The following is a 26,153-nucleotide window of genomic DNA, read 5'->3' as shown; positions in this document are numbered from 1 at the left end:
AGTTGATCTACAGTTGTTTGAATTCAAATTTCGGTATTGAGATGTTTCTCAGACATGATCAGCCACCAGTCAAATGGTGACGCCCATCATCGGCCATCAGATAATTAAAACAAAATGATCATCAGATTGTAGGTATAGAACAGATTAATTTAATCTGTAACCCCAATTTTATGGAAAATTCCGTTCTGCTTAAAGCGATTATCGATAATGCGATAGACGGTCTGATTACTATTGATGACCAGGGGATCATTGAGTCCATTAATCCCTCAGCCTGCAGACTTTTTAGCTATACTGAACAGGAAATTCTTGGAAAAAACATCTCTATATTGATGCCACAACAAGATCGGATGAACCATGATGGTTACCTCTTCCGCTATAAAAAAACTGGTCAGGCCAGTATTATTGGTGTCGGGAGAGAATTGACAGGCTTAAGAAAAAACGGGAGTCAGTTTCCATTTCGTTTGGGTGTCAGTGAGGTTAAATACTCAGGAAGGATCATTTATGCAGGTTTTATTCATGACCTGAGCCGGGAAAAAGAAGCCGAATCAAAACTCCATGATTATGCAGCTTTACTGGAAGATCAGGTACAGGAGCGAACGCTTTCCCTTCGGGAAACTGTTGATGCCCTAGAGCAAACCAAGGCAGAATTGAACCAGTCGCTTGAAAACTTACACAATACCGTTTTTACTTTAGAACAGACACAACGGGAACTGAACTTATCCCTGGCAAAAGAACAAGAATTAGGTAAGCTTAAAAGTCGGTTCGTTTCTATTGCATCACATGAATTCCGTACACCATTGAGTATGGTACAGCTTTCTGCCTCACTTATTGAACGTCATGCGCTTCCTTTTGACAACCCCAATATTAGTAAACATGTAGATAAAATAAAAGATGCTGTACTGAATGTTACTGCCATCTTAAACGATTTTCTTTCCCTTGAAAAATTAGATTCCGGAAAGGTACAGACTAAATTCAACCATTTTAATCTAGCCGAATTCGCCGCAGAAATTACTGAAGAAATGCAGATCGCTTTAAAGGGAAGACAAAAAATAGTCTTTGTGCACAGAGGCACGGAATCAATGATCACACTAGATCAGACCTTGTTAAAAAACTGTATCGTTATACTTATTGACAACGCTATAAAATATTCCGGTGAAGAAAGCTCCATTCAATTCTATACCAAAATCAATGAAAACAACTGCACCATCAGAATCTGCGACAATGGCATAGGGATACCTATTGATGACCAGAAACATCTTTGTGAACCATTTTTTCGGGCCCATAACACAGGAAAGATCTCCGGTAATGGACTTGGATTAAGTATACTTTCCAGGTATACCGATCTGATGAATGGTAAAGTAGATTTCAAAAGCAGAATTAACCGGGGTACACTTTTCACCCTCACATTTCCACAATCATGAACGAAAAAATATTGATCATTGAAGATCACGACGCCATAAGGGGGAACATAGTTGAGATCCTTGAAATGGCCAAATACACTGTTTTTGAAGCTGACAATGGCAAGATGGGTTTAGAAATGGCTTTAAAACATATTCCCGATATCATCCTTTGCGATATCATGATGCCTGAACTTGACGGATATGGGGTTTTGTATATGCTCAATAAATACTCAGAGACTTCGGCAATTCCTTTCATTTTCCTGACTGCCAAAGCTGATCACCATGATCTTCGTAAGGGAATGGAGATGGGTGCTGACGATTATCTAACTAAGCCTTTTGATGATATTGAACTGCTTAATGCCATTGAGGTCAGGCTAAGAAAAAAAGCCCATCTGCAACTCCAAAATAAAAATACAGCTGATGAATTCAAAGTACTGGTTGCCAAAACTGATGGTCTGGCAGAATTTTCAAAGATCATAGCAGGCCATAAAGGCCGCGAATTCAGAAAAAACCAAGTTGTTTATTATGAAGGAGATCATGGCAAAGGTCTGTATCTGATCATCCAGGGTAAGATCAAAACCATTAAACTTTCGCTGGATGGCCGTGAATTGATGACAGGCATGTATACAACTGGGGGATACCTTGGCATCAATACCATTTTAGGAAAAAGCAATTATACTGATACTGCCACCGCAATAGAGGATAGCACACTCTGTCTGATCCCTGTTGAAGAACTTGAAAAAGTCATCAATCTTTATCCTGAAGTAGCGAGAAAATTCATTCATCTTTTATCCAATGATAACCGGGAAAAAGAAGAACAGCTCCTCCAACTAGCTTACGATTCAGTAAGAAAAAAAATGGCCGGAGCCATTCTTCGCCTGTACCATCAGCAGATTATAAAAAGTGATTTCTTAAGCATTACCCGGGAAGACTTAGCTGCAATGGCCTGTATGGCTACTGAAACGGTAAGCAGGACCTTGTCAGATTTCCGAAACGAAAAATTAATTGAACGTGAAGGAATAACCATTATGGTACTGGATGTGGAAAGGCTTACGAAAATGAAGAACTAATTAAGCCATCACTCCCCCATCCAGAATAATTTGTGTGCCGTTACAATAACTGGAGTCATCACAAGCCAGGTAAATAAAAGCTTTAGCCACTTCTTCAGGTGTACAAAGACGTTTAGATGGGGTTCCATCAATCCATGCCTGATGGGTGGCATCAGGAACTTCAGCCAATAAAGGAGTTTCCACATAATAGGGACATAGTGCATTTGCCCTGATGTGCTGTGCAGCATATTGAACCGCTATATTTTTGGTAATGCCTAATACACCATGTTTGGCTGCTGTATAAGGTACCAGACCATGTTCTGCTTTCAATCCACCAAGAGAAGACATATTTACAATTACCCCTCCGCCCTGTTTCAAAAACTGTTGCAGTTCATACTTGACACAATAAAACTGGCCAGTTAAATTTACAGCGATCACCCTGTCCCAAGTGGCCTCTGGCATATCATGTATTCCCGAATAAGTACCGCCTATACCTGCATTGTTAAAAGCTACATCCAATCTACCGAATTCTGCTACAGCCGTAAGAATTGCCAATTTAACGCTCTCCACATCTGACACATCAATTGGGACAAACATACTTCTGGCTCCAAGTGCCTTTATTTCAGTAAGCGTTTCCATGTGGTCCTTACTTTCAAGGTCGGCCACGACAACAATCGCACCTTCCCTGGCAGCTTCAAGTGCAGCAGCTTTTCCTATACCTGAATTTCCACCGGTAATGAATACCACCTTTTTTTCTAATTTTCTCATAATTTCCAATAAACGGGAGCATTAGCTCCCGTTCTATATTTAATCAACTAATAAATAATCGTATTCAATTTCAATCTCATTATCCACATACCAGACACCTGGCGCATTCCAAGCCATTCGTTGGGCCTCATCTTTTTGATAAATTGAATTCACAGTTCCTGTCAATGTCACACGACTACCAGAAACTTTAACTTGTATATCCTGGTTATTGACCGACCAGTTCCTGTCAATTGCATCTTCAATTTCCTTTTTCTCCACTGCATCATGAATATCTGACTCGATTGTAATGCTATTGGTCACCCCCTTCACCCCTAACAGGTTCTTGATCGCATTTTTAGCAGCATCCTTTTGATAATTCCAATTAATAGTTCCTGTAAGAGTTACCCAACCATCTTCAACTTTAACTGTAATTTTTTCTCCGGGGATCTTCCAGTTCCATTTGAAAGCATTTAAAACCTCTTTGGCAATTTCCTCATCTTCTTTGTGGATAGAACCAAGATACTTCACCTCTATTCTCTCGACAACGGCTTTTACTCCAGCTACTTTTTTTGCTGCATCCTCTGCTTCGGATTTCTTAGCATAACTATCCACTATTCCTGTTAAGGTGACCACACCATCATTAGCTGTTACACCAATTTCAGCTGCATGTAATAATGGTTCCCATTTGATTGCGTCCTGAACATTTTTTTGCAATGTTTCGTTATTTTTCATGATCCATGATTTTCATGTGAAATATTTCACACCTCAAAGGTTGCCTTATTTCATTCCAACATCATTATACATTTATGGATAACAGTTGCACAATTCACATAAAAAGGAACTTTATGCATCATCAGTAATCATGATGACCATCATGATAATCGTGACGGTTATCATTTTGAACACGCGGTTAAATCCCGAGTTTTGTTAAAACAGCTTTGGTTGCCTATTGAGACTCAAACTAACTCCCATAACATAATCACAATGGTTTTACATATTAAACACATGGTCAGTAACCGATGCAGAATGGCCGTAAAAATAGAATTGGATAAGGTTGGTTTAAGCTATAGATCCATAGACCTGGGTGAAGTCCAGACCAAAGAGAATCCGACTCAGCGGCAGTTCGAATTGTTAAGGTGTGCCTTGCTCGAATCAGGTTTCGAATTGATATCCGATAAGAAAGAAATGTTAATAGAAAAAATTAAAAACACAATTATTGACATGGTTCATTATAATGATGAAATGCCAAAAATCAAAAACTCTAATTACATCAGCGAGAAAATTCATTACGATTATACTTACCTGGCCAACGTATTTTCACGGCAAACAGGACTAACTATTGAGCATTACATCATCAAGCATAAAATTGAGAGGGTAAAAGAACTTATCCTTTATAAGGAGCTTAATCTTACCGAAATCTCCCACCTATTGAATTACAGTAGTGTTGCCCACCTCTGCAGACAGTTTAAAAAAGTAACAGGGCTTACAGTCTCCTATTTTAAAAATGCCCAAACCGGCCATCGCACTGCGCTTGAGAATATCTAAATAAAATGAATTTTATTTCAAAACAAGGTTTAGACAGATTTTACACGGTAAGACTTAAAAATCTCCTTTAGATGAATGCTTATTTCCCATTCCTTAAAAAGTACCTGACGGCTTTCCTAATGGCTCCACTACTGGTATTTATAGATGTTATGGGAGAAATCGTTCAACCTGTGCTCATGTCTCGCATCGTTGATCAGGGTGTACAGGAGAAAAATCTGCACTATATCATAATTACAGGAATAACAATGTTGGTCCTTTCTATTGTTGCAATCATTGGAAATGTGGGTAATATTTATTATTCCTCAAAAGCATCTGTTGGGTTTGCCGCTGAATTAAGACAAGGGTTATTTCGAAAAATCCAAACCTTTTCTTTTTTAAATATTGACAAATTCAGTTCTGCATCTCTGGTTACCAGAATGACTAATGATATAAATATTATCCAGAACGTAGTCATGATGTCGCTAAGATTACTCATCCGTGCTCCGCTCATGCTTGTATTTGGAGTTTTTATGGCAGCAAGAATCAATTCCAGTCTTGCCTTTATTATTGCAGTCGCCATTCCTGTATTGGGCATAAGTATCTTCTTTATCCTGCGAAAAAGCTTTCCTTATTTTCTTAGGATGCAGCAAAAACTGGATCATGTAAATGGTGCCATACAAGAAGACTTAATGAACATTCGTGTGGTTAAATCTTTTGTACGTGAGTCTTTTGAAGAAAAAAAATTCTCAATATCGAATAATAGTTTAAGAGATGCCGCCATTAAAGCTTCAGCAATAGTAGTGATGGTAACCCCAGTGATGATGCTGGTGATGAATATATCCATTGTTGCAGTAGTGTGGTTTGGCGGAAAAAAAATCATATCCGGGACCATGCATATCGGACAGCTCATGTCTTTCATTACTTATATTACCCAGATCCTGATGTCTTTGACCATGCTTTCTATGACCATCATGGCCTTTTCCAGAGCTGGAGCATCCTCTAAGCGTGTTCTTGAGGTATTGAATACAGATGTTGATATAGTGGATACACCATCGGCTCTGGAAAGAAGTATTAAGATAAAAGCAGGGAAGGTAGAATTTAGGAATGTAGCTTTCAAATACCATAAAGAAGCAAAAAGATATGTACTGAATGGCATTAATTTTATTGCTCACCCCGGTGAACAAATTGCTATTATTGGCGCAACCGGATCGGCTAAAAGCACCCTTGTACAACTTATACCACGATTGTATGAGGTGGGTAAAGGAAAAATATTGATTGATGATCTCGAGCTGAAGGATTATTCACTAAAAAATTTACGAAATAGCATCGGCATGGTTTTACAGAAAAACCAATTATTCTCAGGGTCAATCAAAGATAATTTGAGATGGGGAAATCCAGGCGCAACTCAGGAAGAAATCATCCTGGCTTGCCAGGAAGCTCAGGCACACGATTTCATCATGTCCTTTCCAAAACAATACGAAACTGAACTAGGACAAGGAGGCGTTAATCTTTCCGGTGGACAAAAACAACGAATCTGCATCGCAATGGCCCTTGTTAAACATCCCCTGATACTAATCCTTGACGACAGCACAAGCGCTGTAGATTCTACCACAGAAGCTAAAATCCAGGATGAATTTAAACTGTATCTTAAGGAGGTTACTATATTTATTATTGCCCAAAGAATTAGTTCGGTTCAGTTGGCCGATAAAATCATTGTTTTGGATAGCGGAAAAATTGTTGGAATGGGTACTCATGATGAACTCATGAAGACAAACAAAACCTATCAGGAAATATACCATTCCCAACAGCAAAAGGAAGGAGCTGTAAAATGAGTAAAAGTGTCAATCTTCTACCTTCCGGACTGCCGGGACACCATGGATACGTATCATTGGAGAAAGCTAAAAAACCAGGTATGGTCATCATCAGAATATGGCAGTACTTTGGCAAACAAAAAATACTGTTTTTGCTGGTAATTCTTTTTTTACTCCTGAACACAGCTGCATCCTTATATGGATCTTACCTTTTGAGACCCATCATTAACAACTATATTATTCCGGGTCGCCTTCAAGGCCTGTTACAAATGGTTGTCTTGCTAATGGCTATTTATCTACTTGGTGTAATAGCAGCTTTCTTCCAAAGCCGTCTGATGATACATGTTGCACAAAAAACAGTAAATATGATCCGCGCTGATATGTTTTGTAAAATGCAGACCCTTCCAATCCGGTTTTATGATACCCATAGCCATGGAGAACTTATGAGCCGTTTTACAAATGATCTGGATAATGTAAGTGATGCCTTGAACGATAGTGTAACCCAGATTATTTCAAGTCTAATTACTGTAGCTGGCACATTTGTCCTTATGCTATACATTAGCCCGATGTTGTCTCTGGTCACTATTGTTGTCGTATTCGCAATGTTTTGGCTCGCAAAACTGATTATTCAGAAAAGCAATACCTATTTTACCGGACAGCAGGCAGCTCTTGGTATTTTAAATGGCTACATAGAAGAGATAATTACTGGCGAAAAAACCGTTAAAGTATACTGTCATGAAGAGGAGGCCGTAGATGATTTTGAAAAACTAAACAAAGGTCTGCTTAAAAAAGCCACCAAAGCACAGTTTTATTCAGGGATTATGATGCCTATCATGCAAAATTTAAACACCATAAATTTTGCATTAACTGCTGCTGCTGGAGGAATTATGTCGATTGTAACTGGACTGGATATTGGCGGACTTGCTGCTTTTCTGCAATACTCCAAACAATTTTCACGTCCTTTAAATCAAATATCTGGCGAGTTCAGCAGTTTTCAAACTGCAATGGCAAGTGCGGAACGAATTTTTGAGGTCATGGACCAGCTGCCAGAAAAAGCAGATGAGAAGCAAGCCGTGGAACTCGTTAACATTAAAGGAGAAATCCATTTTAATCAGGTGACATTTAGTTATAATCCAGGAAAAACAATTCTTAAGAATATATCTTTAAAAGCATTACCTGGGCAAAAAATTGCCTTCGTAGGTTCAACAGGTGCAGGAAAAAGCACAATCATCAATCTACTTCCCCGCTTCTATGATATCCAGTCTGGCGATATTTCCATTGATGGTACCGATATCAGGATGATCAAAAGGAAAAATCTGAGACAATCACTTGCTATGGTTCTTCAAGACACACATTTATTCCATGGAACGGTGATGGAAAATATCCGCTATGGGTCACTAAAAGCAACAGACCAACAAGTCATTGCAGCAGCAAAACTCGTTAGCGCAGATTCCTTCATTAAAAGATTACCTAAAGGTTATTTAACCATCCTTGAAGATGATGGTAATAACCTAAGTCAGGGTCAGCGGCAACTCCTAAACATTGCCAGAGCCGCCGTTGCAGATCCGCGAATCCTCATCCTGGATGAAGCAACCAGTTCTATAGATACCAGAACCGAGATCCATATTCAAATTGGAATCGACCGCTTAATGGAGGGGAGAACAAGTTTTGTAGTTGCCCATCGTTTATCCACCATTATAAATGCCGACAAAATCATTGTTCTTGAGCAGGGCGAAATCATTGAACAGGGTAGTCATGCCGAATTATTAAAACAAAAAGGAAGGTATTTTGAACTCTATACCAGTCAATTCGATTAAAAATAGCTAACATGGACAAACAAAATCCTCAAGATAGTCATCAAACAGAATGTTTCTGGAGTTTGAGCAGTACCGAAGCATTTGCAAGTTTAGCTGCTGACCAAAAAGGTTTGACTTCTAAACAGGCAGTAAGCCGGATCAAACAATATGGGCACAATACCTTAAAATCAGGGAATAAGGCTCCAATGTTGTTACTGCTGCTTTCACAATTTAAAAGCCCAATTACCATCATGCTTATCATCGCTGCGCTCCTATCTGCCAGTCTCGGGGATATAGCCGATACGGTAATTATACTGCTGATCGTCATGATTAGCAGTTTACTTGGTTTTTGGCAGGAAAGAGGAGCAGCTAATGCGGTTTCTGAACTTCTAAAAATGGTTCAGCTACATTGCACAGTACTAAGAGAAGGTGAGAAAAAGGAAGTTTCAATAGAAGAGATCGTTCCAGGCGATATCATTTATCTATCGGCCGGCGATATCATTCCCGGTGACAGTTTACTTTTAGAAGCGCAGGAATTGTTTATTGATGAAGCTGCGTTTACAGGTGAAACTTATCCGGTAGAAAAGTTTCCGGGTGTATTACAGCCAGACATATCATTGGCCAAACGATCCAACTCTCTTTTTATGGGTTCTAATGTGATTAGCGGAAAAGCGATTGGCTTAATCATGAAAACAGGCTCCCAAACGGAATTTGGTAAGATATCAACTAGTCTACAGCAAAAGGCACCCGAAACGAATTTTGAAAGAGGTATCAGGAAATTTGGTTATATGCTAATGGAAATCACCCTTATACTGGTCATCATTATTTTTGCAGTCAACGTTTTCTTGCATAAACCGGTGCTGGATTCATTCTTGTTTTCTCTTGCACTTGCCGTAGGATTAACACCTCAATTATTACCGGCCATTATAAGTGTGAATCTATCTACGGGAGCCAGACGCATGGCCAAACACCAGGTTATTGTGAAACGTCTCTCCTCTATCGAGAATTTTGGCAGTATGGATATCCTATGCTCTGATAAAACCGGCACCATTACCGAGGGTAAAGTAACCTTAAAAGATTCCCTAAGTATTGATGGTAAACACAGCGATAAGGTCTTGCAATATGCCTGGCTCAACGCATCAATGCAGCAAGGTTTTAACAATCCTATTGATAAGGCTATTTGTTTAGCTTATCCAAAGCCGGAGTCATCAACTGATCCGTATCATGTTCAAGCTGAAATCCCTTATGACTTTATCCGTAAGCGGTTAACCGTACAGGTTAAAAATAAAAAGGACAACCTGGTGATCACTAAAGGTGCACTAATGGTCATTTTAAACATTTGTAATCAAACAGAAACCGCAGACGGCAGCCTGGTTCCTTTAGATCAAAATCGTGCAAAAATCCTGGATCAATATCAGCAGTTGAGTGATGCAGGTTTTCGAACGCTTGGCGTGGCTTATAAAGCAGGTAGTGCTGAAAAAAACTTTACCAGGGATCAGGAACAGCAAATGATCTTTTTGGGTTTCATTACTTTATTTGATCCACCACGGGCTGGGATGTCTGCTACGCTTACTAAACTGAAAAATCTTGGTGTACAGTTAAAAATCATCACTGGTGACAATGCCCTGGTAGCAAAAAGCCTTGCACAGCAAATCGGGATCGCCACACCCAAAATATTAACTGGTTCTACTTTAAGAGAGATGAGCAATGCGGCCTTAAAACATCAGGCTCCTCATACTGATATTTTTGCAGAAGTGGAACCCAATCAAAAAGAACGCATCATTACCATACTAAAAAAGGCTGGGCACGTTGTAGGCTTTATGGGTGATGGGATCAATGATGCTCCAGCATTACATACTGCCGATGTAGGCATATCTGTAGATTCAGCCGTTGATGTAGCTAAAGAAGCTGCAGATATTGTACTGCTCAGCCAGGACCTTAATGTGCTGAGTGAGGGAATTGTTGAAGGACGAAAAACTTTCACCAATACAATGAAATATATATTTATGGCAACCAGTGCCAATTTTGGAAATATGTTCAGCATGGCCGGTGCATCTTTATTTCTTCCTTTTTTGCCTTTACTACCCAAACAAATTCTACTGACCAATCTCCTCACAGATTTCCCGGAGATGGCCATAGCAACAGACAGGGTGGATGATGTAAATATTCAGGAACCCCAGCATTGGGACCTCAGGTTCGTTCAATATTTCATGATTACCTTCGGGCTGTTAAGTTCAGTATTTGATTACTTAACTTTTGGTCTTTTAATACTGGTCATGCACGCAAACGAAAAGGTATTTCAAACTGGCTGGTTCACAGAATCTGTGATCTCAGCAATCCTGATCGTATTAGTCGTACGCACCCGGCTTTCCTTCCTGAAAAGTCTGCCTGGTAATTACCTGTCTATCGCAACTATGGTTGTTTTACTTATCGTTCTGGTTATACCGATTACACCTGTAGCCACATGGTTTGGTTTTATCAGACTACCCCTATTCTTTTATGGCTGGATGATTGTTATCATTACCGCTTACCTGCTAACTGCCGAAGCGGCCAAAAGATGGTTCTACAAGAAAATAAAAAAACGGCTCACCAGTTCTAAATAACTTTAACTTTTACATAGAAGAAGGTACTGAGTGAACTCGGATTTACTATTGCCCGGCTTTTATCTTGATAAAAACTATTAATTGCTCTTCTAGCAAAGTGGCATTAAATTCATAACTCGCTGTATTGTCAGATATAGTGATCTCCTGATCCGATACTGTAATTGTGAGCGCGGTACCTGTAATAACTTCAGGAAACAGCACATTGATCTCATGATACACATGAGTAAAATCTATGTTCAACATAGAGTCCAGTTTAGCATTAATATAATCTGGAAATTCTTTTTTCAGAAGGTCGAAAAGTACTTCAGCGCTTAAAGGATGTATATTTTTAATGATTGTCATAATATTTTATTAAATGAAATGTTGATTCAACATAATTGAACGATTGCCCGTGACCTTGGACTCTGTCAAATGTAAGATATGAAAATTAGCTGGGGATGACCAACATCATCCATTCTACTGATTCACATCAAGTTGACTTATTATTTCTTACTGATCTTTATATCAGAATTAAAATGTAAACGATATGGAAGAGTTAGTAAAAGCAAAAAAAACCGAAAAAGTGTCCTCAATGATCGAGAACTTCTGGAAAACAGATGTTTTTGATAACCCAGATGAACCTGAGCATGCAGTAAACATCAGGGATACAGAAGGTAAGTTCAAACTGGAAGTTGCCGCCCCCGGATTCAAAAAGGGAGATTTTAAAATTACGACCGATAATGGAATATTGACAATTACTGCAGAGTCTAGTAAGGAAGTAGATAAAAATGAAGATAATTATTCCCGAAAAGAATTCTCACGTTCTTCCTTCACTGGTTCGTTCCACCTTCCTCAAAATGTAGCACAAGATCATATTTCTGCCACTTATCGCAAGGGATTGCTTTGTATAGATCTTAAAAAGAATGGTTCAATTGAACCTGAGAAGAGAGAAGTGAAAGTACGCAAATAAAAAAGTGGTAATTTAAATAACCGACTTTAAACAAAACAACAAGCTATCTAACAATTAAATAAACATGAAAACAAACGAAGATTTGCAAAGAGATGTTCAAAATGCTATCAAATGGGAACCATTATTGAACGCAGCAGAAATTGGCGTAACCGCAATAGATGGTGTCATAACTTTGAGTGGAACTGTAAACAGTTACGCCAAGAAAAAGGAAGCGGAAAATGCCGCTAAAAATGTAGCGGGTGTAAAAATTGTTGCAGAAACCATCAAAATTCATTTTGGAGGTACAAGCAAACAAAATGATACGGAAATTGCGCGAGAAATATTGAATGCATGGAAGTGGAACTGGGAAGTTCCGGATGATAAAATAAAAGTAAAAGTGGAGGATGGATTAGTTACGCTTGAAGGTGAAGTCCGCTGGAATTATCAAAAAGAAGCAGCACAAAAATCTGTATCAACACTTTTGGGTGTTTTAGGCGTGATTAATAATATCGCTATCCATTCTCAAACAACCGACCAAGTAGAAAAAGGTGCCATTGAACGCGCACTTAACAGGAGCTGGTCTATTGATGCAGAAGACATTGGTGTAAACGTGAAGGGTAATAACGTAACCTTGACCGGATCTGTAAATTCCATCTATAAACGAGATGAAGCAGGGCGAATCGCCTGGAATGCTCCTGGTGTTTCTAAGGTAAAGAATGATATACTTGTTGAATTCGAATAATGAATTGATCTATTTAAAGGATTGTTCCGATATATAGCAGTCCTTTAACAGATCATCTGAAGTAAAGGATAACATGGACCTTGAAGAACGAAATACTTGCATGAAATTAACGTTTTACGTCAATTTTTTTTTTGCAAAAGACTTACAAGCCTCCATTTTTTGCTATTCATTAAATCTGGGCAAGGCATTATCATTCCGGCTCATCTTTCTAGTTTCATCAAACCTAACGGCCGTTTCCAAATGATTCAACCTATCATCAAAAGTGGTTATAATTAATCAAAATTATCCTGTGAAGAAAGAAACTCACATAAATATACTATTTCTTGATATTGGGGGTGTTTTACTCAGCGATGGATGGGACCGTAATTCACGCAGAGCAGGCGCTAAAAAATTCCATCTAGATCATAATGACATGGAAGAACGGCACCATCTTAATTTTGAAACATATGAATTAGGAAAAATGAGCCTGGATGAATACTTAGACAGCGTTGTGTTCTATAAGAAACGAAATTTTAGCCCGGATGAATTTAAAACATTTATGTTCAGACAATCGCAACCTCTGCCGCAGATGATAGCACTCATTACTTCTTTAAAAAAGGATTATGGTTTAAAAATTGCCGTCATCAGCAATGAAGGCCGCGAACTTAATGAATACAGGATAAAGAAATTTAAGCTTAATGAATTTATTGACTTTTTCATCTCTTCTTCCTTTGTGAATTTAAGAAAACCAGATGCCACCATTTTCAGGCTGGCATTAGACATTGCGCAGGTAACGCCGGGAGAAAGCATTTACATTGATAACCAGCCCTTATTTGTCAGTATAGCTGAACGATTTGGTATAAAGGGCATTTCACATACCAGCCTCCAATCAACCAGAGATCAATTAAATGAGTTTGGATTAAATTTAATCCCTGCGGCTCATGAATAATACCTCAAAAAAATGCATACTGACGATAAACGGAGGTTCATCCAGTATTAAATATGCTTTGTATGAAATGGAAGGTTCGCTTAATCAATTGCTGGTCGGCGAAATGGAAAATATCGGAAGCAGTAGTGCAAACCTCAACTTTATCCATTCTGGTGGAGAACAACAGTGCCTAATCGACATCAAAGTAGCGAACCACGGTGAAGCTGCGGACTGGCTTGTTAACTGGCTTGCAAAGGAGACTGAATTTGTCCAGATAAAGGCAATAGGACATCGGATAGTCCAGGGGATGAATCATGGATCACCTGAATTCATTACCGCGAAATTGATAATGGAATTAAAAGAGATCAGTGCCTACGATCCCGAGCATCTTCCAGCAGAGATCAAATTAGTGGAAGCATTTAAAAAACACTTCCCGCAGTTGGATCAGGTGGCATGTTTCGACACCTCTTTCCATTCAGCAATGCCCAGTATCGCAAAACTATTGCCCATCCCACGTAAATATCAGGCTAAAGGAATCAAGCGATATGGTTTTCATGGCCTTTCCTATTCTTATCTCATGGAAGAATTTGAACGGATTGCAGGTACTGAAGCATCAAAGGGTAAAATTATCATGGCACATTTGGGCAGCGGAGCAAGCCTTGCTGCAGTAAAAGATGGGAAAAGCATGGATACCAGTATGGGGTTTACGCCAGCATCCGGCTTAACGATGAGTACCCGCACAGGCGATCTTGACCCTGGCGTTGCCTGGTATTTGATGAAATCGGAAAAGCTTACTCCTGAAAAATTTAACCAACTGGTTAATCATGAGTCGGGTCTATTAGGTATTTCAGAAACTACAGCCGATATGCAGGAACTGCTAAACATGCAACAGCACGATCATCGGGCCGCAGAGGCTGTTGAGCTTTTTTGCTACCAAACGATCAAATGGATTGGCGCTTTTGCCGCTGTGCTTGGTGGTTTAGACACCCTTATATTCTCTGGTGGTATAGGAGAGCATTCACCTGAAATTCGCGAAAGGATCTGCAAAGGGCTTCAATTTTTAGGGATTGAAATAGATCGAACTAAAAATATCAAGAATGAAATATTCATTTCAATGGGTGCCAACAAGGCATCTGTTTGGGTGATCAAGACTAACGAAGAATTAATGATTGCGAGATCAGTATATAAACTTTTGAGTTATAACATTAAAAATTAATATTTATGGAAACAGCAACAATAAATACAGTGGCAGGCCCCCTATCTCCTGAGTTACTTAAAAATATGGACGCTTACTGGCGCGCTGCTAATTACCTCTCAGTAGGACAGATCTATTTATATGACAACCCACTTTTGAGAGAGCCTTTAAAACTCTCCCACGTTAAACCGCTTGTTGTTGGACATTGGGGTACCACGCCGGGGCAAAATTTTATTTATGTGCATTTGAACCGCATCATTATTAAGTATGACCTTAACCTATTTTATGTCGCCGGGCCAGGGCATGGAGGACCTGCTATCGTAGGAAACGTTTATCTGGAAGGTACCTGGAGCGACGTTTATCCAGACTTTACAAGAGACGAAGCCGGGATGAAGAAATTATTCACCAAATTTTCGTTCCCGGGTGGTATTTCGAGCCATGTCGCACCAACGACTCCAGGCTCCATCCATGAAGGTGGAGAATTGGGCTATTCGCTTAGTCATGCCTTTGGTGCCGCATTCGATAACCCAGACCTGATAGTGGCCTGTATTATTGGTGATGGCGAAGCCGAGACAGGCCCCCTGGCAACAGCTTGGCAATCCAATAAATTTTTAAACCCAATCACGGATGGAGTGGTGTTGCCTATTTTGCACTTAAACGGCTATAAAATAAGTAATCCCACTTTACTTGCCAGAATCGAGCATGAGGAACTAGAGAAGTTTCTGCAAGGTTGCGGTTGGACACCGTATTTTGTGGAGGGTGATGATCCTGAAACCATGCATCAATTAATGGCAGGTGTGTTAGATCAGGCCATAGCAGATATTAAACAATATCAGGGAAATGCACGAAATAACAATGATAATACCCGTCCCCGATGGCCAATGATCGTCTTACGTTCGCCAAAAGGCTGGACAGGCCCCAAGGAAGTGGATGGTTTGCCTAATGAAGGAACATTTCGGTCACACCAGGTACCTATCCTGGTAGATGCCAAACATCCTGAACACCTTGAGCAACTGGAGAGATGGATGAAAAGTTATAAACCCGAAGAACTGTTTGATAAAAACGGCACACTGATACCCGAACTGGTCGAGCTAGCTCCCAAAGGAAACCGGCGGATGGGCGCAAATCCGCATACCAATGGCGGTATATTATTGCGCGATCTTTATATGCCAGATTTTAGGGATCATGCTGTAGCTATACCTTCGCCGGGTGCAGTACAGCTGGGTGACACCACTATACTGGGAAAGTTTTTCCGGGATATAATTAAGCTCAACCGAGATAATTTCCGTGTATTCGGGCCGGATGAAACCCTCTCGAACTTATTAGGTGCTGTATTTGAAGTTAGTAACCGCCAATGGGATGCTAAAGAAAAAGAAAATGATGAGTTTTTAGCACCATCAGGCCGGATAATGGATGCACAGCTGAGTGAACACCAGTGTCAGGGGTGGCTTGAGGGGTATTTACTTACCGGCAGGCATGGCCTTTTTAACAGTTATGAGGCCTTTATTCGCATCGTCGATTCTATGTTCAGTCAACATGCTAAATGGCTAAAAGTTACTAAAGAATTGCCATGGAGGCGCAATATAGCCTCGCTAAATTATTTACTTTCTTCGCATGTGTGGCAACAGGATCATAATGGTTTCACTCACCAGGACCCTGGATTTCTTGACCATGTCATTAATAAAAAAGCAGACATCGTCCGGGTATATTTACCACCTGATGCCAATTGCCTTTTATCAGTTTTTGATCATTGCCTGCGCAGCAGGGATTATGTAAACGTGGTTGTTGCCGGTAAACATGCACTGCCTCAATGGTTAACGATGGACGCTGCCGTAATTCATTGTACTGAAGGCATCGGGATATGGCAATGGGCAAGCAATGACCAGGAATCAGAACCGGATGTCATTATGGCGAGTTGCGGAGACACCCCTACCTTAGAAGTACTGGCAGCTGTTTCTATCCTGCGCAAACATTTGCCCGATTTGAAAGTTCGTGTAGTTAATGTAGTTGACCTGATGAAATTGCAGTCTGCCAGCGAGCACCCCCATGGTTTAAGTGACCAGGATTATGATTCGCTGTTTACCAAAGATAAACATATTGTTTTTGCCTTTCATGGTTATCCGTGGCTGGTCCACCGTCTAACTTATCGTCGCACTAACCGTAATTTGCATGTTAGGGGATACAAAGAAGAAGGTACTATTACTACTCCTTTTGATATGCGCGTACAGAATGACCTGGACAGGTTTCACCTGGTTCAGGATATAGTTGACCGTGTTCCCAATCTTGGTGCTAAAGGAGATTACCTGAAACAAATGATGAAAGATAAACTTATACAACATAAGCACTTTATTGATGTCCATGGTGAGGATATGCCAGAGATACTAAATTGGAAATGGAATCAAAGCGATGATAACTGAGCAACTTACAGACACCGCCCGGGCCCTTGTTGCAGATAACAAGGGCCTGTTGGCTATGGACGAAAGCGTCTTCACCGATCAGTGACTAATTCAATTCAGGGCCGTAAGCATGGGCAGTGTCTATAAAGTTTACTCCTGCTTTAACCGCTTCACGCAAGACACTTTTAGCATTTTCAAGATCTTCTGCTTCACCAGACACGCCAAATCCATTAAGTTGCATAGCGCCATAACCTAACCTATTAATTTGTAAATTGCTACCTAAATTATAGGTAAATTTTAATTGTTGATCACTCATGTCAAATTTTATATTAATGAATATTTAAAATAAACTGTAAATCAATACCCTACCTGTTTTTTTCAGCCGGAACAAATTCATTCATAACTGCTTTTTTAAGTAATTTAGGTGTTAATAATCCTTGTGATATAATAAAGTCATGAAAACGCAACTCGCTGAATTTACTAGCTAAAGCCTTTTGTGCATAAGCTCTTAAGGCCAGCATTGATGTAAATCCATAAAAATAGCTGTTTGCCCTTCCTGGACTTTTAATCTTATAAAAATTTATTTCTATTTTTGCAAAAGGGATCGACAATCCTACATCTTGTGTTAATATCTTAAATGCCTGTTCTTGAGTTACGGTTCCAGCCTGCAATCCAGGATCCAAATAATTGTGAGCAGCCCTTAAAAGTAAGTAATCTAATGAAATAAGCCTGCCTTCTAAAGGCATGTACGGGCGTGTGATATATTCTGAATATACAGCCCATCCCTCCTCATTAGTGGAATTATCAGCATATAAGGCTCGTGCTTTTGAAACACCTATTTCAACCATTCTATCAAACTGAAGCTCATGGCCCGGGCGTCCTTCATGTGCTGCGATAGTCCAGGAGGCGGCCTTGTAAGCAAAATCATCAAATTTATCCGCGCTTTTTTCACCAGGCGCAGCAGGCTCATTTAGTGGTAGCACAAAAATGCCGCTCTGCCCCGCGTTATTCAGCAATGGTGGCGGCGCCATATAAGGAACAGGCAATTGAGCGGATTCTGCGGCAGTTGCCAGGCGAATAATAGCGGGTCGGTTTGGCAAGGTAATCAAGTGATGTTCACGGATAATACCTTCCAAATATTTTAAACGGCTCTCATATACCGGAACTATCGAATCACCATATAACTGTTCTTTTTTTAATTCGCGAATAACATCCTGGTAATCTGCCGATGGTAAATGGCGTTGTTGTGCTATTTGCGCCGCAATAGGCTTCATTTGATTTTGAATGTCAATAAAAGCAGTATGACCCATTTTAACCAATTCTACCGGCGAAATATCAATTCCATGGGTCTCCAAAGCCATGGAATACTCTTCAGGTGACAAGCGGAAATCTGTACGGGCATTTGTCAAAACATGTTCGCGTGCCCATTGGTCATAATCCTCAATTTGTTTGCGGAGCTTAGCGTAAGGTTCTTCCCAACCTTTTAGCTTATACTTTCTGCAAAGTTCTGATATACCGTCTAAAAGGCTGGAATTATGTGACAGGTCGTCTTCCATTTTCTTTTTTAATGGATATATCATATCCTTACCCGATATCTGTTTCAGAACCTGCTCCTGTAAAATAGTAGTTATTGGTACGTACCCCTTAACAAGGCCCGCGTATTTAATGATCCTGGCTACAGCTGCCGGTCTACGTTCTGCCGGCGTTTGGTCGTCTAACAAATCCGCTACACCATCATAGACAATTGATGCTGCGTTTTCAAAAGATATTTTATGCTTCAATGCAAAGTCTTGCTTGCGAAATCTTAATTTTAAGTAATCCATTAGAATGTTCAGATCTTGTATCACCCGTACTTCCTTTTCGGTTTTCAATGCTTTTTGATAGATAATTAGCAACGCCTCCTCATCTTTTCTTTTGGCCATTACATTTGCCAGTGTTGGTATCGATATCAGGGTATCATATTTGACCAGTCCTTGAGAAGAATTATTTTCTGGTGAGAATTTTTCATCCAGATCTATCAACATTTGTGTATAATGATCAGATGTGTTTACCCAGTTTTTTTTACTGGCTACAGTTTTTGTTTGTTGAGCAGTTGTAACAAAAGGGGTACAAAAAGAAATTACAATAGCTGATGCTAATGAAAAGAGGGACTTTATCATAAAAACACTTTATTTAAGTTTGAAATTTTGCTTTTACAGTTCAAGTCAATGAAATTTTTCATGACCTTTTTTACATTTTAGACCAACGCACCTATATCAGCCGTCAATGACGGGTATGCATTAATTACTAACAGGCATTTCAATATAGGTACCATCCTTTCCTCCCACGTAGACGGATTGTTTAGCCTTTTGATAATAATCTGCACTCGCTTTAAAAATATTAGCTATATAGCGTTGAGGATTACGGTCTATCACAGGGAACCAGGAACTTTGAATCTGTATCATCAGGCGGTGTCCTTTTTTGAAACAATGATTAATCTGATGCATGTTAATTGTGTATACTTCTGGTTTGTTCGGTATTAGTGGACTGGGTTTGCTAAAGCTTTTTCTAAATCGGCTCCTGAATACTTCCATAGCAACCGGTAATTGATAACCGCTTAATTTACCTTGCAGTTTATCTATTGGATAAACATCGATTAATTTAACGATCCAATCTGCATCATTACCGGTACTTGCAGACAATAGATGAGCATTTATCTGACCAGTAACTATCAAGTCATTCGGTAAAATATCGCCCTCAAAACTGATAACATCTTTACGGTTACTTAAAAAACGCTGATCTTCCACCTGCCATGTTGGCCATCGACTATATTTTCCATAGGTTGGCTCAATTGGCCGGGATCGGTATGGTACCGGATTTTCAGGATCACTCATATAGCTGATAGCGCTGCGAATATTACTTTTTTTAAAAGAACAGTGCTTATTATTACCAGCATAAAGCCGTTTGATCACCGTATTCTTTGGAGTCCAGTTGTTGTAGCTTTTCCACTGGTTGCTCCCGGTTTGAAAGACATACGCTTTGCAAAACTGGCCATCACCGATATTTTTCAGGTAAAAATCGAACCATTTGCGTTGGAGATCTTTAAAAAATTTTGCAGTTTGAAAGCCGAACTCTATTGCGGCAAGACTGTCTGACTTATCAGTGTTCCACAGCCCATGGTTCCATGGCCCAAGAATAAGATGATTAAAGCCTTGTTTATCTTGCTTTTCCATCCAGTTATTCATCAGTTGTGGACCGTAAAGATCCTCCTGATCATAGTAACCTCCAACATGTAACATGGGGATTTTGATCGCAGGCATATAATTTAAAGGCGAGTTTTTTTGCCAGTAATTATCATAATCAGGATGATTAACAAAACTATTCCATGTTGGTATTTTTCCATGGAAATAATTTTTATTCACATTACTTAACGGCCCCAGTTTTAAATACCAGTCGTATAAATCAGAATCAGGAAAGGGGAATTGACTATCCATCTGGGGATTATGCTCCACTTCGTAACCATATTCAAAACCATAACTAAGGCGAAAAGCACCATTGTGATGAAAATCATCGCCCAAAAACAGATCGGCCATACACGCTTGTTCACAAGCTGCTTTGACCCCCGGATGTGGGTATGCAGCACCGGTTAACACCAGCCAACCATCGTAAGATTGTCCGGTGAGCCCTACTTTACCGTTATTATTTGCAATATGTTTGATAAGCCAATCGACAGTATCATAAGTATCGGTACTTTCATCAATAGCCTTTTTATCATACTGATGGACCAAAGGCTGATGTATCTTCATTTTTCCCTCGCTATTGAATTTGCCACGGATATCCTGTTTGACAATAATGTAGCCACTAGATGCGAGTTCCGCAAAACTTCCTGTGATCGTTTTGGCACTGTCCCTAACTAGGCTGTCAACTCCATAAGGCGTTCGCATCAATAAGAATGGAACTTTTGTATTCAGATCCACCGGATACTGAATACTTGTGAAAAGTCTGATTCCATCACGCATAGGAATCAGGTAAGTTTGCTGTTTATATCGTATAACTGGAGACACTTGAGCTCTGGCTGAATAATTAACTATAAGTGACCCGATAAACAACAGGAAAATTATTATCAATTTTTGATCCCATGAAATAACATTCGATCTATTTCGCATCCCACTTATTATTGCTTAAATCGATATCAACATCCAGTTCATTTCCAATTGTAAGTTTGTTGATATGCTTTTTATTACTGATATGGAACACAACCGTTTTATTCTTTTTTTGCCAGCAACTTAGGTCACGCTCTACCTTCTGAATACTTCCATCCTGATAAGTAATAGTCAGGTGTATCGGAACAGCAAGTGTGCCCAATGAAGTGATCGTAATTTCATAATCTGATTTGCGCTCAATAACTTTCGTAATAGCCAGATCCGGATCATTCTTTTCAAAAAACCAGTTTTTCCAAAACCAGTTAAGATTTTTGCCACTACCTGCATTTAGGCTATTGAAGAAGTCATAAGGTGTAGGGTGCTTACCATGCCAGTTGTGAATGTATTTCTGGATAGCTTTAATGAATAACGGTTCACCCAACATTTCTTTAAGATAATATAAAGCCAAAGCCGGTTTAAGATCCTTATCTGTAAACCTTGCTATACTATATAACTGTGGTGTAAGGGTCATAATAGGTACATCTTCCGCACTGACAGCACTATTATTCATATAGGTAATATCATAATTAACCGGAACTAAAGGATCGATTTTAGGATAAAAATAAAATTCCGTCAGCGTTGCCAAGCCCTCATCCATAAATGAATATTTGGTTTCATTACTACCTACATAAAAAGGAAATAATGAATGGAATACCTCATGTGCTGTCAATTCAATATTTTCCCTGTGATCATCTATTGGACGGTTATTGACCATCATCGGGTATTCCATGGCATCCAGACCATCAAATACGGTTTCGTGCGCATAAGGAAAAGAGACCTTTGGAAAATAATTACTGATAAGTTCTACCGTCTTGCGGGCATAATCAACTACTGGTATATAAGATCGATGAATTGGATTAAATACAGCATCAACTCTGGTTCGCCGTTTGGTTACAGAATCCACCATCACGCTGACAGACTTCCATACATAATGGTCACTGGTCCCAAAGGCAAAGTCGGTTACGTTCTGTGCTTCAAACTGCCAGGTATTGATATCCTTTTTTGTCGTAACATTTCGGGATTTCAAATCCTCCGGTGTAATAATATTCACAATAGTATCAACCATTTCCGCCTTATGGATGCGCTCGCAGATTTTTGGCTGGTAAACATCTTTACAATTAAGTAGGTCCCCAGTAGCCCATACCGCGTAATCTCCTGGCACAGTAATTTCCACATGGAAGTTGCCGTAATCATTGTAGAATTCTTCCTTACCGACGTATGGGAATTCGTTCCAACCGTCTATATCATCATAAACAGCAACTCGAGGGAAGAAATAAGCGATAAAAAAAGAACTGCTGTCAACCTCTCCAGTTCTGATGAAAGACCCCTTATTAAGTGTATAATGGTAATTAATCTTTAGCTGAGCTTTTCGCCCAGGAAGAATTTTAATTCCTGGTACAAACATGTTAGTACCGCCGACATGCTGGCTAGTTCTGCCTACCTCCTTTCCGTCTATGTTTAGTTTTTCGATAGACACACCGTCACTCAGATCGGAGACTGACACCGGCATATTTCGCATAGAGTTACTTTTATAAAAGTTCGGGTATAATTTTAAAACTAAACTTTTCAGGGTATCCGGGCTATTATTAGTATAATCAATTAATACCTCCCCTTTCAATTCACGGCTAGCCGGATTAAAATTTACTTTAATTGTATAATCCGCTTTATTTTGCCAGTATGATTTACCGGAAACGCCCGTTTGATTACGGGTGGATTTAGCATAAGCTTTTTGAACTGTGCGAATAACTGGCAGGTCTTGAGCTTTGGTCTGCGCTGTGAAATAAAAACTAATAAAAATGATCATCAGTATAGATACCGATGTCTTAATTTGGTTAAAAATATTTGAGCTTATCATCTTTAAACCAGCAAAGTAGCTATGATATATTTTTTTCATTTTCAAATAAAAGAAGAAGTATATTAATAATTACTATTTTAGTTCAGTAACTATTATTATACCTTAAATAACATTAAATTCAGCTCAAGGTATTTCAGGCTAAATAATCGTCATTGGGGGCTGAGAAGACGTCGTTCGGAAAAAAGAAACAAAAGCTTTAGTTTAATACGCAATTTTACTAAATGAAATTATCTGTGAACATAGATAGACTAACAGCTTGGCGGCATTTTCTATTTTGGCTGTCATTTGTTTTGTTTACATTATTGAATGATGGATGGCAGGACAATGATACATGGAACTTTCATGTCGCACCTCAGATCCTAACCAATCTGAGTATAGCACTTTTTTTAGTATATCTCAATCTTTACCTGCTGATGCCCAGGCTTTATCTGAAGAAAAAATATATCATTTACTCCCTTAGCTTGTTTTTATTATTAATAGCCGGTGGATTATGGATACGCTTTTTTGCTTTTTGGCTATGGATCCCCATTGAGCGATCACCAAGACTGGCAGCGTTCCAACCATCGGACTTTTGGATATTGGCGCGAATTGTCAAAAACATGGGCAAGTTATTACCTGTAATAGCCATTACCATGGTACTTAAGCTGATGAGAAATTCTTACATAGAACAAAAGGAGCTAATAGAGATTGAAAGCGAAAGATTCAAAACCGAAAATTATTTCCTGAGAGCACAACTTAATCCTCATTTTTTCTTTAATACGCTCAACAGTCTTTATTCACTCGTTTTAGACCGTTCTGATCATGCACCCAAAATTGTCCTTAAACTTGCTGACCTAATGAGATATATGATTTATGATTCTAGTCAAGAGAAAGTATTGCTTAGTAATGAGATTAAACATTTAAAGAATTATAGCGAACTTGAACAAATTCGATTTATCGATCGGCTTGATCTATCGCTCGTTGTTTCGGGTAGACCCGACGGTAAATTGATAGCCCCATTGTTATTACTCCCATTCGTGGAAAATGCTTTTAAGCATGGTATTGGAGACATTAAGAGTTGGATCACAATAGATATTAAAATCTCTGAAGATCGAATTTACCTGAAAGTTGAAAACAGTTATTCAGCGAAATCAACATCTATACCCCATGGAATAGGTTTAAAAAATGTAAAACGACGCCTTAATTTACTTTATCCGCTCAAACATACTTTAAAGATTGAACAAGAAGTAAATGTTCATCTGGTAGATTTAAAAATCGATTTATGAAAAAAATCAATTGTATAATTGCCGATGACGAACCACTCGCACGAAATGTGATTAAAAATCATATTAGCAGATTGGAGCGCTTGCAGGTGGTGGCTATCTGTACTAATGGAGCTGAGGCGTTCAGGGCTATGAAGGAAATATATGCCGACCTTATTTTTCTGGATATACAGATGCCCCAGGTTTCAGGACTGGATCTGCTTCGTACTGTTACCAAAAGGCCAGCAGTTATCATCACAACGGCCTATAAAGAATTTGCGCTGGATGGATTCGATCTGAATGTATTGGATTATCTGGTTAAACCAATATCTTTTGAAAGGTTTCTACAGGCCATTGATAAATATGAAAACTCAATAAATCCCGGACTTAGCGATTATCCTCGTACATTAACAGACACGAATTTAGTAAGCAGCGAGCCGTTTATTTATGTAAAGACGGAAAAGAAAAGGGTAAAGATCGAACTACAGGAAATTTTATACCTTGAAGGAATAAAAGATCATATCAGAATCAATACCTTGAATCATGGGATCGTAACTTATCAGTCGCTAAATTATTTCGAAGAAAGATTGCCTGACAACCTCTTCCTCAGGATACATAGATCGTTAATCGTCGGTATAAATCATATCAACTCTTTTTCAGCCTCGAAAATAGAGATTGGGGAAGCAAGTTTTCCAATCGGGCGCACCTATCTAAAAAAAGTTGCTGTAAGGTTGCAAAACCTGTAATCATTAATTAATGTTCAAAAATTATTCTTATATGAATTTTATAGCTTTTATTTCGAGTTCTTTAGTCTGTAATCCGATCATTTTAACTTTCCTAAAATTAAAAAGTTATGAAAATTAGAATATATCAAGTCGATGCCTTCACCGACAAAGTATTTCAGGGAAACCCAGCAGCTGTCTGCCCATTAACCGAATGGCTGGATGAAAAAATACTTTTAAAGATTGCCGCCGAAAATAATCTTTCAGAAACGGCATTTTATGTACCAACTAATGACGGCTTTGAAATCAGATGGTTTACGCCAAGTACAGAAGTAGATCTTTGTGGTCATGCAACACTAGCTACGGCATACGTTCTTTATCATCAGGAAAATTACAAAAGAGAAGAAATTGAATTTTATTCACCTAGAAGTGGCAGGCTAACTGCTAGAATTAAAGAAAATAAATTCATACTGAACTTTCCAGTTGATGATATTCAGGAAGTATCTATTGGCGAAACATTGGTCTCACTAACCAATAAAAAGCCCATAGCAGCTTTTAAGGGGAATAGCGACTACATGTTAGTTTTTGAAGATGAAGAGGATATTCAAACAATGGTACCAAATCTTAAAATCATAGCCCAACAAAATATCAGGGGACTAATTGTAACCGCAGCTGGTAAAAATCATGATTTCGTCTCCAGGTTTTTTGGTCCTGGAGTTGGTGTAGATGAAGATCCTGTGTGTGGCTCAGCCCATACTACACTCACCCCCTTCTGGGCCACACAGTTAGACAAGAAAAAGTTAAATGCATATCAGCTGTCTAAACGAGGAGGTGAAGTATTTTGTCAATTATTAGACGGCCGTGTAGAACTTGGTGGCCAGGCCGTGCTTTACCTCAAAGGAGAAATAGAAATTTGATATACTTTGTCGGCAGCCATAATTAAAAAGTGGCTGCTGATTATCATTCCATGACTTAGCAAAATCAAGAAATATCATCCATGATCTGCCTGGTTAATCCAGCCGCAGCATTTTCAAACCAATCCACCTATATTAGTTT

21 protein-coding genes are annotated in these 26,153 nt (G+C 39.2%); 14 read left to right on the top strand and 7 right to left on the bottom strand.

All coding sequences use genetic code 11. The features are described from left to right. The first annotated feature begins 170 nt into the window (after positions 1-170). On the top strand, positions 171-1,421 hold the full coding sequence (locus tag HDE68_RS21000; protein ID WP_183884199.1) for a PAS domain-containing sensor histidine kinase: 1,251 nt from the start codon (positions 171-173) through the stop codon (positions 1,419-1,421). Beyond that, positions 1,418-2,470 carry a response regulator gene (locus tag HDE68_RS20995; RefSeq protein ID WP_183884198.1) on the top strand — a complete coding sequence of 351 codons (1,053 nt, stop codon included), beginning with the start codon at positions 1,418-1,420 and terminating at the stop codon, positions 2,468-2,470. The genes HDE68_RS21000 and HDE68_RS20995 overlap by 4 nt, the downstream gene beginning before the upstream one ends. Here the strand turns inward: HDE68_RS20995 and HDE68_RS20990 are convergent, their stop codons facing one another. Next, positions 2,471-3,217 carry an SDR family NAD(P)-dependent oxidoreductase gene (locus tag HDE68_RS20990; RefSeq protein WP_183884197.1) on the bottom strand — a complete coding sequence of 249 codons (747 nt, stop codon included), beginning with the start codon at positions 3,215-3,217 and terminating at the stop codon, positions 2,471-2,473. It abuts the gene before it with no gap. A 39-nt stretch (positions 3,218-3,256) separates the two neighbouring features. Further along, positions 3,257-3,928, bottom strand: coding sequence for a BON domain-containing protein (locus tag HDE68_RS20985; RefSeq protein ID WP_111636063.1), 672 nt, complete (start codon positions 3,926-3,928; stop codon positions 3,257-3,259). Positions 3,929-4,201: 273 nt separating this feature from the next. On the opposite strand from HDE68_RS20985, the gene HDE68_RS20980 reads away from it, so the two are divergent. From HDE68_RS20980 to mgtA, 4 genes are all read left to right on the top strand, one after another. After that, positions 4,202-4,741, top strand: coding sequence for a helix-turn-helix domain-containing protein (locus tag HDE68_RS20980; RefSeq protein WP_260171824.1), 540 nt, complete (start codon positions 4,202-4,204; stop codon positions 4,739-4,741). Positions 4,742-4,812: 71 nt separating this feature from the next. Further along, entirely contained in the window at positions 4,813-6,552 is a 1,740-nt protein-coding gene (locus tag HDE68_RS20975) for an ABC transporter ATP-binding protein (RefSeq protein ID WP_183884195.1), read from the top strand. Further along, positions 6,549-8,348 carry an ABC transporter ATP-binding protein gene (locus tag HDE68_RS20970; RefSeq protein WP_183884194.1) on the top strand — a complete coding sequence of 600 codons (1,800 nt, stop codon included), beginning with the start codon at positions 6,549-6,551 and terminating at the stop codon, positions 8,346-8,348. Before HDE68_RS20975 ends, HDE68_RS20970 begins: the two co-directional genes overlap by 4 nt. 11 nt (positions 8,349-8,359) lie before the next feature. Further along, complete coding sequence (gene mgtA / locus HDE68_RS20965; RefSeq protein WP_183884193.1) at positions 8,360-10,930, top strand: magnesium-translocating P-type ATPase; 2,571 nt, start codon at positions 8,360-8,362, stop codon at positions 10,928-10,930. Positions 10,931-10,975: 45 nt separating this feature from the next. Here mgtA and HDE68_RS20960 read toward each other — a convergent pair whose 3' ends face one another. Next, the gene (locus tag HDE68_RS20960) at positions 10,976-11,272 is read right to left on the bottom strand and encodes a hypothetical protein (protein WP_183884192.1); all 297 of its coding nucleotides are present in this window, start codon (positions 11,270-11,272) and stop codon (positions 10,976-10,978) included. A 184-nt stretch (positions 11,273-11,456) separates the two neighbouring features. Here HDE68_RS20960 and HDE68_RS20955 point away from each other — a divergent pair, with 184 nt between their 5' ends. From HDE68_RS20955 to HDE68_RS20935, 5 genes are all read left to right on the top strand, one after another. Continuing rightward, entirely contained in the window at positions 11,457-11,879 is a 423-nt protein-coding gene (locus tag HDE68_RS20955; protein WP_183884191.1) for an Hsp20/alpha crystallin family protein, read from the top strand. Positions 11,880-11,943: 64 nt separating this feature from the next. Continuing rightward, complete coding sequence (locus tag HDE68_RS20950) at positions 11,944-12,600, top strand: BON domain-containing protein (protein ID WP_111636070.1); 657 nt, start codon at positions 11,944-11,946, stop codon at positions 12,598-12,600. Positions 12,601-12,889: 289 nt separating this feature from the next. After that, a complete protein-coding gene (locus tag HDE68_RS20945) occupies positions 12,890-13,528 on the top strand; it encodes an HAD family hydrolase (RefSeq protein ID WP_183884190.1) in 639 nt (212 codons plus the stop codon). Further along, positions 13,521-14,723 (top strand): acetate/propionate family kinase, encoded by a 1,203-nt coding sequence (locus HDE68_RS20940; protein ID WP_183884189.1) that lies wholly within the window; start codon positions 13,521-13,523, stop codon positions 14,721-14,723. Before HDE68_RS20945 ends, HDE68_RS20940 begins: the two co-directional genes overlap by 8 nt. A 5-nt stretch (positions 14,724-14,728) precedes the next feature. After that, positions 14,729-17,119 (top strand): phosphoketolase, encoded by a 2,391-nt coding sequence (locus HDE68_RS20935; RefSeq protein WP_183884188.1) that lies wholly within the window; start codon positions 14,729-14,731, stop codon positions 17,117-17,119. 85 nt (positions 17,120-17,204) lie between these two features. On the opposite strand, the gene HDE68_RS26410 is transcribed toward HDE68_RS20935, so the two are convergent. The 4 genes from HDE68_RS26410 to HDE68_RS20915 all read right to left on the bottom strand — a co-directional run bounded on the left by HDE68_RS26410 (position 17,205) and on the right by HDE68_RS20915 (position 23,083). Next, positions 17,205-17,414 carry an aldo/keto reductase gene (locus HDE68_RS26410; RefSeq protein WP_221300856.1) on the bottom strand — a complete coding sequence of 70 codons (210 nt, stop codon included), beginning with the start codon at positions 17,412-17,414 and terminating at the stop codon, positions 17,205-17,207. Positions 17,415-17,463: 49 nt separating this feature from the next. Beyond that, positions 17,464-19,257 carry a DUF885 domain-containing protein gene (locus HDE68_RS20925; protein ID WP_183884187.1) on the bottom strand — a complete coding sequence of 598 codons (1,794 nt, stop codon included), beginning with the start codon at positions 19,255-19,257 and terminating at the stop codon, positions 17,464-17,466. Between the two features lie 120 nt (positions 19,258-19,377). Next, a complete protein-coding gene (locus tag HDE68_RS20920) occupies positions 19,378-21,096 on the bottom strand; it encodes a CocE/NonD family hydrolase (protein ID WP_183884186.1) in 1,719 nt (572 codons plus the stop codon). Between the two features lie 136 nt (positions 21,097-21,232). Then, complete coding sequence (locus tag HDE68_RS20915) at positions 21,233-23,083, bottom strand: M1 family metallopeptidase (protein WP_183884185.1); 1,851 nt, start codon at positions 23,081-23,083, stop codon at positions 21,233-21,235. A gap of 272 nt (positions 23,084-23,355) precedes the next feature. Between HDE68_RS20915 and HDE68_RS20910 the strand changes: the two genes are divergently transcribed. The 3 genes from HDE68_RS20910 (at position 23,356) to HDE68_RS20900 (ending at position 26,014) form a co-directional block, all read left to right on the top strand. Continuing rightward, positions 23,356-24,399, top strand: a complete 1,044-nt coding sequence (locus HDE68_RS20910) for a sensor histidine kinase (protein ID WP_183884184.1) — start codon at positions 23,356-23,358, stop codon at positions 24,397-24,399. Beyond that, complete coding sequence (locus HDE68_RS20905) at positions 24,396-25,121, top strand: LytR/AlgR family response regulator transcription factor (RefSeq protein ID WP_183884183.1); 726 nt, start codon at positions 24,396-24,398, stop codon at positions 25,119-25,121. The genes HDE68_RS20910 and HDE68_RS20905 overlap by 4 nt, the downstream gene beginning before the upstream one ends. A 107-nt stretch (positions 25,122-25,228) precedes the next feature. Then, positions 25,229-26,014 (top strand): PhzF family phenazine biosynthesis protein, encoded by a 786-nt coding sequence (locus HDE68_RS20900; protein WP_183884182.1) that lies wholly within the window; start codon positions 25,229-25,231, stop codon positions 26,012-26,014. Positions 26,015-26,153: the final 139 nt, after the last annotated feature.

This window comes from Pedobacter cryoconitis (genome assembly GCF_014200605.1).
Taxonomy (GTDB): domain Bacteria; phylum Bacteroidota; class Bacteroidia; order Sphingobacteriales; family Sphingobacteriaceae; genus Pedobacter; species Pedobacter cryoconitis_B.
The sequence above is the reverse complement of the archived record's forward strand: the minus strand, read 5'-3'. Positions and strand labels throughout refer to the sequence as shown.